This window comes from Pseudomonas sp. GM50 (assembly GCF_000282375.1).
Lineage (GTDB): Bacteria > Pseudomonadota > Gammaproteobacteria > Pseudomonadales > Pseudomonadaceae > Aquipseudomonas.
Genome location: NZ_AKJK01000122.1, coordinates 16662 through 27902, shown reverse-complemented (window position 1 = coordinate 27902; position 11241 = coordinate 16662). Strand labels below are relative to the sequence as shown.

The window sequence follows — 11241 nt, the reverse complement described above, 5'->3', positions numbered from 1 at the left end:
ACCTTTATCCCGTTGCTGTTTGTAACACCTGCGGGTTGGCGTGGAAAAATACGTGTTCACGAATCGGTCCTACAGCCACTTCGCCGATTTCCTCGTAGCCCTGACGCTTATAGAACTCCAGATAACGAGGATTCCCGGTGTCGAGGATCACGCCTTGGGAGTGTTCATCGACCGCGCACCAGTTATGGACTGCCTGCAGCAATTGCTCGCCAAAGTGCTTGCCCTGGAATTGCGGATGAACCCCCAGTAATGGCAAAACATGCACCGAGTCGGACGGCACGCACGCCATCACGGCGGCGTGGTAATCGAGGTAGCGTCGGGTACAGCGAAACCCGGTGCTGAGCACCATCCGCAGGCGCCAGGCCCAGCTTTCGGTAATGCCCAGGCGGCGTTGTGGCGGTGCAATCAGGGCGATGCCGATCAAGCGGTCGTTGACCAGCAGGCCGATGGCCGGCAGATCCTGCAAAAAGTGTTGTTTGACCAGTTCGCGCACCGTCGCCCTAACTCGTTGTTCATAACCGGGGCGTTCGGCTTCGAACAGGTAGCCGAACGTCGGCTCGTGCCGGTACGCCTGGTACAACAGGGAGCGGGCTTCACGGGAATAGCCGCTGTCGAGCATGTGAATATCGGCGATGACGGTCGAGGTTTCGGGCATAACGGTGGTTCTCCCCTGGGCGCGGCTCAGAAGGCCGCGTTCTTATTGGTACGAGCCTGTGGGTGGCTTCACAGTTCCCCAGACAGGTATAGACCAAGCCGGGATCTTCATCGACCGGGCTGACGCCTTCGCGGGCAAGCCTCGCTCCTACAAATTGGGTGTCGATCATTTAATTATGGCTCGACGCGAACCTTGTAGGAGCGAGGCTTGCCCGCGAAGAGGTCCAATCTGCCAACACATCTCTGACAGAACACAACGAATCGCCTCACCCCAAGGCTGGCCCCATTCCTACATGTCAGCTAGCATCGCATTTTTGCCAGGACTGCCGACCATGAAGATCGTCTCCTTCAACATCAACGGGCTGCGCGCTCGCCCGCATCAGCTGGCGGCGCTGATTGAGAAACATCAACCGGACGTGATCGGGTTGCAGGAAACCAAGGTCCACGACGACCAGTTTCCCCTGGCCGAGGTTCAGGCACTGGGTTATCACGTGCATTTCCATGGGCAAAAAGGCCATTACGGCGTGGCCCTGCTCTCGCGCCAGGAGCCGATTGCGCTGTACAAAGGTTTCGCCACTGACGAAGAAGACGCTCAGCGGCGCTTCATCTGGGGCACGTTCGCCGACGCAAATGGCGTGCCGGTGACCATCATGAACGGCTATTTTCCACAGGGCGAAAGCCGCGATCACCCCACCAAATTCCCGGCCAAGCAACGTTTCTACAGCGATTTGCAGCAGTTGCTGGAAAGCCAGTTCAGCAACGACCAGCCAATTGTGGTGATGGGCGATGTGAACATTTCCCCGGAAGACTGCGACATCGGCATCGGCCCGGACAACATGAAACGCTGGCTGAAAACCGGCAAGTGCAGCTTCCTGCCAGAAGAACGCGAATGGATGGCTCGCCTGAAGAATTGGGGCCTGGTGGACAGCTTCCGTCACCTGAACCCAGACGTTGCCGACCGTTTCAGCTGGTTTGACTACCGTAGCCGCGGTTTTGAGGATGAGCCCAAGCGCGGGCTGCGGATTGACCTGATCATGGCGTCCCATGGGTTATTGCCGCGAGTGAAAGATGCCGGCGTGGATTACGACTTGCGCGGGATGGAAAAACCCTCCGACCACGCACCGATCTGGCTTGAGTTGAGCTGATCCGGCGGCGTTGCTGATCGTTCCCACGCTCTGCGTGGGAATGCATCCCGTGATGCTCTGCGTCACATCAAGAGCGGAACGCGGAGCGTCCCCGGCGGCGTTCCCACGCAGAGCGTGGGAACGATCACTGTCATCGTTCAGAAACCTTACTGACTTATTCTCCCGGCACTTTCTTTGGCTTCATTAGGTGCCGGCATGACGCTGCGCGTGTTGTTCCTGTTGCTGCTCGGTGCTGTGCTGCCGATGTCGGCGTCGGCCGGCGATTTGCCGACGCCCGAACGTGGCCCGGTGTTGCGCATTCAGGGCTCCAACACCATTGGCGCGGCATTGGGCCCGGCGCTGGTCGAGGGCTTGATGCGTGAACAGGGCCTGCTCAAGGTTCACCGCGAGACCCCGGACAAAGCCAACGAACAACGCATCGTCGGCGAAACCGTTCAGGGACGCCGAGTCGAGGTGGAGGTCGCGGCCCACGGTTCCAGCACCGGGTTCAAAGCCCTGAAAAACGCCTGGGCCGATCTCGCGGCCTCGTCGCGCCCGATCAAGGACAGCGAACGGCTGGATCTCGAACCGCTGGGCGACCTGAAAAGCCCGGTTGCCGAGCAAGTCATCGCCATCGATGGGCTGGCAATCATCCTTCATCCGCACAATCCGTTGAAGCAACTCAACACCGTACAACTGGCGCGAATCTTCAGCGGCGAAGCGAAAACCTGGGAAGAACTCGGCGGCACCGGTGGGACGATTCATCTCTATGCGCGGGATGATCAATCGGGCACCTATGACACGTTCAAGGAACTGGTCCTCAGCCCGCGTGGAAAAACCCTGAGCGGCAACGCGAAACGCTTCGAATCCAGCGAGCAGTTGTCCGACGCGGTCAGTCTGGACCCGCAAGGCATCGGCTTCATCGGCTTGCCTTATGTGCGCCAGGCCAAAGCCGTAGCGATTGTCGATGGCGACTCCCAGGCCATGCTGCCGGTCAATAGCCTGATCGCGACGGAAGATTACCCGCTGTCCCGTCGGCTGTTCTTTTACCTGCCGCCGAATGGGAAAAATCCCTGGGCCAAGGCCTTGGTGAAGTTTGCCCAAAGCAGCAAAGGCCAGGCGGTCGTCGCGGCCAATGGTTTTATCGCGCAGACCGTTCAGGCCATGGCCGTCACGCCGAATGCGCTGATGCCTGAGGGTTATCAGGCACTCAGTCGCCATGCCCAGCGGCTGACGGTGAATTTTCGTTTCGAAGAGGGCAGCGCGACACTGGACAACAAGGCCCGACAGGACCTGTCGCGGGTGCTCGACTATATAAAGCAGCACGACAAAACCAATCGACAGGTGACGCTGGTGGGGTTTGGCGACGCCAAGAGCGACCCGGCGCGGGCGGACCTGCTGTCGAAACTGCGGGCCATGGCGGTGCGGCGAGAATTGGTGAAAAGCGGCGTGGTGTTTCGCGAGATTCGCGGTTTCGGCGCCGAGATGCCGGTGGCGACCAACAGCGGGGATGAGGGACGGATCAAGAATCGGCGGGTTGAGGTTTGGGTGTATTGAAGTGAACACCGAACAATGTGGCTTGGGGGCTTACTGTGGCGAGGGGGCTTGCCCCGTTGGACCGCGAAGCGGGCCTAAAACCGGCCACCGCATTTTTCCTGGAAAGACGCGGTGTACAATTTACGACTGCTGCGCAGCCGAACGGGGCGGTGCGGCGTTCCGACAAGCCCCCTCGCCACAGGTTGTCAGTGACCGCTACGCATCATTTCCTTCGGTACATACTTGCCAATCTCGAACTTGCCGATCGCCGCGCGGTGCACTTCGTCCGGGCCGTCGGCCAGGCGTAGCGTGCGTTGCATGGCATACATGTAGGCCAGCGGGAAATCGTTGGAAACCCCTGCCCCGCCATGGATCTGGATCGCCCGATCGATCACCCGCAATGCCACGTTCGGCGCGACGACTTTGATCTGTGCGATTTCGCTCTTCGCCACCTTGTTGCCAACGGTGTCCATCATGTATGCGGCTTTCAACGTCAGCAGGCGCGCCATGTCGATCTCCATCCGCGAATCGGCGATTTTGTCGATGTTGCCGCCCAGACGCGCCAGGGGTTTGCCGAACGCGGTGCGGTTGACCGCACGTTTGCACATCAGCTCCAACGCACGCTCGGCCATGCCGATCGAACGCATGCAGTGGTGAATCCGGCCTGGGCCGAGGCGACCCTGAGCAATTTCGAAGCCGCGTCCTTCACCCAACAGGACGTTTTCGTACGGCACCCGGACGTTTTCGAACAGTACTTCGGCGTGGCCGTGAGGCGCATCGTCGTAACCGAACACCGGCAGTGGACGGACAATCTTCACGCCCGGGGTATCCACCGGCACCAGAATCATCGAGTGCTGCGCGTGGCGCGGTGCATCCGGATTGCTCAGGCCCATGAAGATCAGGATCTTGCAGCGCGGATCGCAGGCCCCTGAGGTCCACCATTTCTTGCCGTTGATCACCCATTCGTCGCCATCACGCACGGCGCGGGCGGCCATGTTGGTGGCGTCGGACGAGGCCACGTCCGGCTCGGTCATGGCGAACGCCGAACGAATCTCGCCGCGCAACAGCGGTTCGAGCCAGCGTTGCTTCTGTTCTTCATTGGCGTAACGCACCAGCACTTCCATGTTGCCGGTGTCCGGGGCGGAGCAGTTGAACGGTTCAGGACCGAGCAGCGAGCGGCCCATGATTTCCGCCAATGGCGCGTATTCGAGGTTGGTCAGGCCGGCGCCGAGTTCGGATTCAGGCAGAAACAAATTCCACAGGCCTTCAGCTTTGGCCTTGAGTTTGAGTTCTTCCATGATCGCTGTCGGCTGCCAGCGATCGCCCTCGGCGACCTGGCGTTCGAACACCGCTTCAGCGGGATAAACGTAGGTGTCCATGAACGCGGTCACGCGCTCACGCAGTTCTTGCACTTTGGGCGAATAAGCGAAATCCATGGGCAGCTACCTTCTAAAGGGAGGTTGTTCAGGTCATGCAATCGATGCTAGAACAGCGTTGATAATTTACCTAGCCTATTCTCGGCGTGTATTAACATTCATCACCGATATATGATCGACTGATCGAGCTACCTTCCTAAAACAAGAGCAGAGAGCGCAGCGCAATGAATCTGAGCAAGGTCGACCTCAACCTTTTCATCGTCTTCGACGCGATCTACACCGAAGCCAACCTGACGCGCGCCGGGCAAATTGTCGGCATTACTCAACCGGCAGTCTCGAACGCTCTGGCCCGCCTGCGCGAGACCTTCAACGATCCGCTTTTCGTGCGCACCGCCCAAGGCATGGTGCCGACGCCGATGGCGCAGAACATCATCGGCCCCGTGCGCAACGCCCTCTCCTTGCTGCGAGTGTCGGTGCAGGAAAGCCGCATTTTTAACCCGTTACAGGCGGTCAAGACCTACCGCATCAGCATGACCGACCTCACTGAAGCGGTGATCCTGCCGCCGCTGTTCCAGCGCCTGCGACGCCTGGCGCCGACGGTGATCATCGAAAGCTTCTTGTCCAAACGTCGCGAGACCACCAAGGAACTGGCGGCCGGGCGTCTCGATTTCGCGGTGGATGCGCCGCTCAACACCGACCCGCAGGTGCGTCACGTCAAGTTGATGGAGGACCGTTACGTGTGCGCCATGCGCAAGGGCCATCCGTTGGCGGGCAAAGAGAAATTCACCCTCGACGATTATCTGTCCCTGACCCACATCCATATCTCCAGCCGGCGCAGCGGTCTGGGTTATGTCGATCTGGCCCTGGGCAAAATGGGCATCCAGCGCAAGATCGCCCTGCGCTCCCAGCATTACCTGATGGCGTCCCAGGTGTTGCAACAGACTGACATGGTCATGACCGTGCCGGAACGCTTCGCCCGTCGCCATGACTTGTACGCGGTGAACCTGCCGGTTAAAGAGGTTCCTCCGGTGGAAACTCACCTCTACTGGCACGAAAGCACCGACCAGGACCCGGCCAACCGCTGGATGCGCGAGCAAATGATCGAGTTGTGCCAGCAGGTTACGGCGCATGAGAAGAAGCTCGATAAGGTGTAGGACTTTGGACCGCGTCATCGTTCTTCGCGGGCAAGCCTCGCTCCTACAAGGTTAAATGATCGACACCAAACCTGTAGGAGCGAGGCTTGCCCGCGAAGAGGCCGGTAATACCAACGAAGATCCATGCCCCTTGACGTAAACGTCAACCTGCCATTAGCTTAGCGCCATGACCTTTTTCGAGCGCTTCCATGAGCAGCCAGACCTATAGCATTTCCGACCTCGCCCGCGAGCTCGACATCACCACCCGGGCCATTCGCTTCTATGAAGAGCAAGGCCTGCTCAGCCCCGAGCGCCGCGGCCAGGAACGCATTTATTCGCCCCGTGACAAGGTCAGCCTGAAGCTGATTCTGCGGGGCAAGCGCATTGGTTTTTCCCTGGCCGAATGCCGCGAGCTGATCGAGCTTTATGACCCCTCCAGCGGTAACACCAAGCAACTGCACAGCATGCTGGCGAAAATCGCCGAGCGTCGGGAACAACTCGAACAGCAATTGCTGGACATCGAACAGATGAAACTGGAACTCGATACGGCCGAAGAGCGCTGTACCCAGGCGTTGGAACAGACGATCAAGAGCCAGCAGCTCGTGTAGGAGCTGAGCTTGCTCGCGAAAGCGGTATGTCCTTCAACATTGATGTCGACTGACCTGACGCTTTCGCGAGCAAGCTCAGCTCCTACAGGGTTCTGTGAACATTCATACAATTTCAACAGGTCCATTGCCATGTCCCTACCCACCCACGTACGCCTGGTCGAAGTCGGCCCCCGCGACGGTTTGCAAAACGAAGCCCAGCCCATCAGCGTTGCGGACAAAGTGCAACTGGTTGACGCGCTGACCGCCGCAGGCCTGGGCTATATAGAAGTCGGCAGTTTCGTCTCGCCCAAATGGGTGCCGCAAATGGCCGGTTCCGCCGAGGTCTTCGCGCAGATCAAGCGCAAGCCGGGCGTGACCTATGGCGCCCTCGCCCCCAACCTGCGGGGCTTTGAAGACGCCATTGCCGCCGGGGTCAAGGAAGTCGCGGTGTTCGCTGCTGCGTCCGAAGCATTTTCCCAGCGCAACATCAATTGCTCGATCAGCGAGAGCCTGGAGCGTTTCGTGCCGATCATGGATGCCGCCAGACAACACGGCGTCAGCGTGCGCGGTTACGTGTCCTGTGTGCTGGGCTGCCCTTACGAAGGTGATGTCGCGCCTGCACAAGTCGCCCGGGTTGCTCGTGAGCTTTATGCCATGGGCTGCTACGAGGTTTCACTGGGAGACACCATCGGCACCGGCACTGCCGGCGCGACCCGCAAGATGTTCGAAGTGGTCTCGGCCGATGTGCCACGTGAAAAACTGGCCGGGCACTTTCACGATACCTATGGCCAGGCCATGGCCAACATCTACGCCAGCCTGCTGGAAGGCATCGCGGTGTTCGACAGCTCCATCGCCGGCCTCGGCGGCTGCCCGTACGCCAAGGGCGCCAGCGGCAATGTCGCGACCGAAGACGTGGTTTACCTGCTCAACGGCCTGGGTATCGAGACCGGAGTCGACCTGGACGCCTTGATTCGGGCCGGCCAACAGATTTGCGCGGTGCTGGGGCGCCCTACGGGTTCGCGCGTCGCCAAGGCTCGCAGCGCACAGTGACAGTGTGGATGTGTCCGGGTGTTACCGCGTGTGCAGAAACGTGGGCGGAAGCGAGTAACACGGAAACAAATTGTCGGGTTTGGGTCGGATGAAAAATCCTACGAAAAACTCAAAGCATTGAATTTAAAGGGTTTTTAAAAGTTGGCACGGCTTCTGCTATCTCTATGGCATAACAAGAATAAAAACTGCAAACCAATAAAAATAAGACGTAACGACTCTGACATAACAAGAACAACACGGCAGAGACGCAGCTAACAGATTTTTTTGGAGAGGATGTGCTTTTCAGGGTGCTTTTCGAAGTAACCCGCAACCGGGCAGAGAACAATAAAACTACCTTCAGGTAGCTCCCGAACTGGTTGGATCGCTTGGCGAAAAAGTAGATCAGCGCTCAAAAAAATACGTTTGCTCTTGATCCCGGATGGGGATCGACAAAAACAGCGGTAAAGGGCCACGGTTGCCAAAAACAACAACAGACCGCCCCTCAATAATAAAAAAAGAGCACGTAACGACAAAATTAAAGGGGAGCTTCGGCTCCCCTTTGTGCTTTCTGGTGTTTGCCATTTCCACTGCCCCCCCTGTGGGAGCGAGCCTGCTCGCGATAGCGGTGGTTCAGCCGACATCTATATTGGATGTGCTGCCGTCATCGCGAGCAGGCTCGCTCCCACAAGGAATTGTGGTCAGGCGTGATTACCTCGCAGCTCCTCAACGCTGATCTCACGCATCCGAAACTTCTGGATCTTCCCAGTCACCGTCATTGGAAACTCCTCGACGAACTTGAAGTAACGCGGCGTCTTGAAGTGCGCGATGCGCTCCTTGCACCAGGCTTGCAGTTCCTGCTCGGTGGCGCTGTGGCCGGGGTGGAATTTGATCCAGGCGACGATCTCTTCACCATAGCGGGAACAAGGAATGCCGATCACTTGCACGTCGGCTACCGCCGGGTGGGTGAAGAAGAACTCTTCCAGCTCCCTTGGGTAAACATTCTCACCGCCGCGGATGATCATGTCCTTGTTACGCCCGGCGATGCACACGTAGCCTTCGTCATTCATGCTCGCCAGATCGCCGGTGTGCATCCAGCCCGCTTCATCAATAGCCTCGGCGGTGCCTTGCGGGTTGTTCCAGTAGCCGAGCATCACGCTGTAGCCTCGAGTACACAGCTCACCGATGGTGCCGCGCGGTACCAGGTTGCCCGCCTCGTCGATGATTTTGCTTTCCAGTTGCGGCTGGGTTCGACCAACGGTGGTGACGCGCAATTCCAGCTCGTCTGACGGACCGGTCTGCAAAGACACGGGGCTGGTTTCCGTCATGCCGTAGGCAATCTGCACTTCGCTCATGTGCATTTCATTGATAACCCGGCGCATCACCTCGATCGGGCAGGTCGCCCCGGCCATGATCCCGGTGCGCAGGCTCGACAGATCAAACTCCGCGCGCTTGGGCTGATCGAGCATGGCGATGAACATGGTCGGTACGCCGTAAAGCGCGGTGGCTTTTTCTTCGGCGACGGTGCTCAGCGTCAGCAATGGATCGAAGGCGTCGTTGGGGTAAATCATGGTACTGCCGTGGGTGACGCAGCCGAGATTGCCCATGACCATGCCGAAGCAGTGGTAAAGCGGCACAGGAATCACCAGCCGATCATTGGCCGTCAGCCCGAGGCTTTCGCCGACCATGTAACCGTTGTTGAGAATGTTGTAATGACTGAGGGTCGCGCCCTTGGGGAAACCGGTGGTGCCGGAGGTGTACTGGATGTTTACCGCTTGATCGAAATGCAGACTGTCCTGGCGTTCGCGCAATTGCTCGACCGACACGCTGGCCGCCAAATCAGTCAGCTGCGACCACGGCAGGAAACCCGATGGCGGCTGCGCATCCAGACTGATCACCCCGCGCAGTTCCGGCAAGCGTTCGCCCTGCAACTGGCCGATGGATTGCTCTGCCAATTCCGGTACCAGCCCCTGCAGCATGCCGTGATAGTCGGAGGTCTTGAAAGCCCCGGCACAGACCAGCCATTGGCAACCGGACTGCTTCAACACGTATTCGAGTTCGGAACTGCGGTAAGCCGGGTTGATGTTGACCAGGATCACGCCGATTTTCGCGCTGGCGAACTGGCTGATGCACCACTGGGCGCAGTTCGGTGCCCAGATACCCAGACGATCACCGGTCTGCAAGCCCAGCGCCAAAAATGCTCTGGCGTGCAGGTCGACGGCCTCTGCCAACTGCTGCCAGGTGTAACGCAGCTGTTGATGGCGCACGACCAGCGCCTCCCCGTTCGGGTATTGCGCGACCGTGTTATCGAACGCCTGACCGATGGTCATCGCCAGCAAGGCTTTGTCCTGGGAACCACGGGTATAGCTGCGCTGCGGGCTTGCACTGGGTTGATCCATGACGACCCCTATTGTCTTTATTGTAGGAGCGAGGCTTGCCCGCGATGGGAGCACCGCGGTGTAACTATACGACCGCGTTATCGTTCTTCGCGAGCAAGCTCAGCTCCTACAGAGTCGCTCAAGTTGACGTTAACGTAAAGGGTGATTGACAGCCATTCGTCACAGGCTTACGTTAACGTAAAGGTGAGAGCCGAATCACTGCCCTCCCCACCCTACAAAAAAGCCAAAAGGTGCCCCATGAGCTACCCATCCCTGAACTTTGCCCTCGGTGAAACCATCGACATGCTGCGCGATCAGGTTCAGTCCTTCGTCGCCAAAGAGATCGCCCCGCGCGCCGCTCAGATCGACATCGACAACCTGTTCCCCGCTGACCTGTGGCGCAAATTCGGCGACATGGGTCTGCTCGGCATTACCGTGCCAGAAGAGTACGGCGGCGCAGGCCTGGGTTACTTGGCGCACGTCGTCGCCATGGAAGAAATCAGCCGTGGCTCGGCCTCGGTCGCCCTGTCGTACGGCGCCCACTCCAACCTTTGCGTCAACCAGATCAACCGCAACGGTACTCACGAACAGAAAAGCAAATACCTGCCAAAACTGATCAGCGGCGAACACATCGGTGCCTTGGCCATGAGCGAACCGAATGCCGGTTCCGACGTGGTGTCGATGAAACTGCGCGCCGATAAACGTGGCGATCACTACGTGCTCAACGGCAGCAAAACCTGGATCACCAACGGTCCCGACGCCAATACCTATGTGATCTACGCCAAGACCGACCTGGAAAAAGGCCCGCACGGCATCACCGCGTTCATCGTCGAGCGTGACTGGAAAGGCTTCAGCCGCAGCAGCAAGTTCGACAAGCTCGGCATGCGCGGTTCCAACACCTGCGAGCTGTTTTTCGATGACGTCGAAGTCCCGGAAGAAAACATCCTCGGCGTACTCAACGGTGGCGTGAAAGTGCTGATGAGCGGCCTCGACTACGAGCGCGTGGTGCTTTCCGGAGGCCCGACCGGGATCATGCAGGCCTGCATGGACTTGATCGTTCCATACATCCACGACCGCAAACAGTTCGGCCAGAGCATCGGCGAATTCCAGCTGATCCAAGGCAAGGTCGCCGACATGTACACCCAACTCAATGCCAGCCGCGCCTACCTCTATGCGGTGGCCCAGGCCTGCGAGCGCGGCGAAACCGCCCGCAAGGACGCCGCCGGAGTCATCCTCTACAGCGCCGAATGCGCGACCCGAATGGCCCTCGACGCGATCCAGATTCTCGGTGGCAACGGCTATATCAACGAATTCCCGGCCGGTCGTCTGCTACGTGACGCCAAGCTGTATGAAATCGGTGCCGGCACCAGTGAGATCCGTCGCATGCTCATCGGTCGCGAACTGTTCAACGAAACCCGCTAAACGGA

General features: G+C 58.9%; 9 protein-coding genes. 6 read left to right on the top strand and 3 right to left on the bottom strand.

Annotated elements, in window-relative coordinates:
- Window positions 1–4 precede the first annotated feature (4 nt).
- Window positions 5–655: a GNAT family N-acetyltransferase gene (locus PMI30_RS03020; protein WP_007904091.1), complete on the bottom strand. Its 651-nt coding sequence runs from the start codon at window positions 653–655 to the stop codon at window positions 5–7.
- A 331-nt stretch (window positions 656–986) separates the two neighbouring features.
- Here PMI30_RS03020 and xthA point away from each other — a divergent pair, with 331 nt between their 5' ends.
- Entirely contained in the window at window positions 987–1799 is an 813-nt protein-coding gene (gene xthA / locus PMI30_RS03025) for an exodeoxyribonuclease III (protein ID WP_008014298.1), read from the top strand.
- 195 nt (window positions 1800–1994) lie between these two features.
- The gene (locus PMI30_RS03030) at window positions 1995–3335 is read left to right on the top strand and encodes a substrate-binding domain-containing protein (protein WP_008014297.1); all 1341 of its coding nucleotides are present in this window, start codon (window positions 1995–1997) and stop codon (window positions 3333–3335) included.
- 185 nt (window positions 3336–3520) lie between these two features.
- Here PMI30_RS03030 and PMI30_RS03035 read toward each other — a convergent pair whose 3' ends face one another.
- Window positions 3521–4750 (bottom strand): acyl-CoA dehydrogenase, encoded by a 1230-nt coding sequence (locus tag PMI30_RS03035; RefSeq protein WP_008014296.1) that lies wholly within the window; start codon window positions 4748–4750, stop codon window positions 3521–3523.
- Window positions 4751–4914: 164 nt separating this feature from the next.
- Here PMI30_RS03035 and PMI30_RS03040 point away from each other — a divergent pair, with 164 nt between their 5' ends.
- The 3 genes from PMI30_RS03040 (at window position 4915) to PMI30_RS03050 (ending at window position 7460) form a co-directional block, all read left to right on the top strand.
- A complete protein-coding gene (locus PMI30_RS03040; protein ID WP_007904083.1) occupies window positions 4915–5844 on the top strand; it encodes a LysR family transcriptional regulator in 930 nt (309 codons plus the stop codon).
- A gap of 188 nt (window positions 5845–6032) precedes the next feature.
- Window positions 6033–6431 carry a MerR family transcriptional regulator gene (locus PMI30_RS03045; RefSeq protein WP_007904077.1) on the top strand — a complete coding sequence of 133 codons (399 nt, stop codon included), beginning with the start codon at window positions 6033–6035 and terminating at the stop codon, window positions 6429–6431.
- A gap of 129 nt (window positions 6432–6560) precedes the next feature.
- Entirely contained in the window at window positions 6561–7460 is a 900-nt protein-coding gene (locus PMI30_RS03050) for a hydroxymethylglutaryl-CoA lyase (RefSeq protein ID WP_008014295.1), read from the top strand.
- 677 nt (window positions 7461–8137) lie between these two features.
- Here the strand turns inward: PMI30_RS03050 and PMI30_RS03055 are convergent.
- The gene (locus PMI30_RS03055) at window positions 8138–9835 is read right to left on the bottom strand and encodes an AMP-binding protein (RefSeq protein ID WP_008014294.1); all 1698 of its coding nucleotides are present in this window, start codon (window positions 9833–9835) and stop codon (window positions 8138–8140) included.
- 237 nt (window positions 9836–10072) lie between these two features.
- Between PMI30_RS03055 and PMI30_RS03060 the strand changes: the two genes are divergently transcribed.
- Window positions 10073–11236, top strand: coding sequence for an isovaleryl-CoA dehydrogenase (locus tag PMI30_RS03060; protein ID WP_008014292.1), 1164 nt, complete (start codon window positions 10073–10075; stop codon window positions 11234–11236).
- Window positions 11237–11241 lie beyond the last annotated feature (5 nt).

Bases quoted from the DNA above. Each gene is read 5' to 3' on its own strand.
- PMI30_RS03020 (WP_007904091.1), bottom strand. From the start codon at position 655: ATGCCCGAAACCTCGACCGTCATCGCCGATATTCACATGCTCGACAGC.
- xthA (WP_008014298.1), top strand. From the start codon at position 987: ATGAAGATCGTCTCCTTCAACATCAACGGGCTGCGCGCTCGCCCGCAT.
- PMI30_RS03030 (WP_008014297.1), top strand. From the start codon at position 1,995: ATGACGCTGCGCGTGTTGTTCCTGTTGCTGCTCGGTGCTGTGCTGCCG.
- PMI30_RS03035 (WP_008014296.1), bottom strand. From the start codon at position 4,750: ATGGATTTCGCTTATTCGCCCAAAGTGCAAGAACTGCGTGAGCGCGTG.
- PMI30_RS03040 (WP_007904083.1), top strand. From the start codon at position 4,915: ATGAATCTGAGCAAGGTCGACCTCAACCTTTTCATCGTCTTCGACGCG.
- PMI30_RS03045 (WP_007904077.1), top strand. From the start codon at position 6,033: ATGAGCAGCCAGACCTATAGCATTTCCGACCTCGCCCGCGAGCTCGAC.
- PMI30_RS03050 (WP_008014295.1), top strand. From the start codon at position 6,561: ATGTCCCTACCCACCCACGTACGCCTGGTCGAAGTCGGCCCCCGCGAC.
- PMI30_RS03055 (WP_008014294.1), bottom strand. From the start codon at position 9,835: ATGGATCAACCCAGTGCAAGCCCGCAGCGCAGCTATACCCGTGGTTCC.
- PMI30_RS03060 (WP_008014292.1), top strand. From the start codon at position 10,073: ATGAGCTACCCATCCCTGAACTTTGCCCTCGGTGAAACCATCGACATG.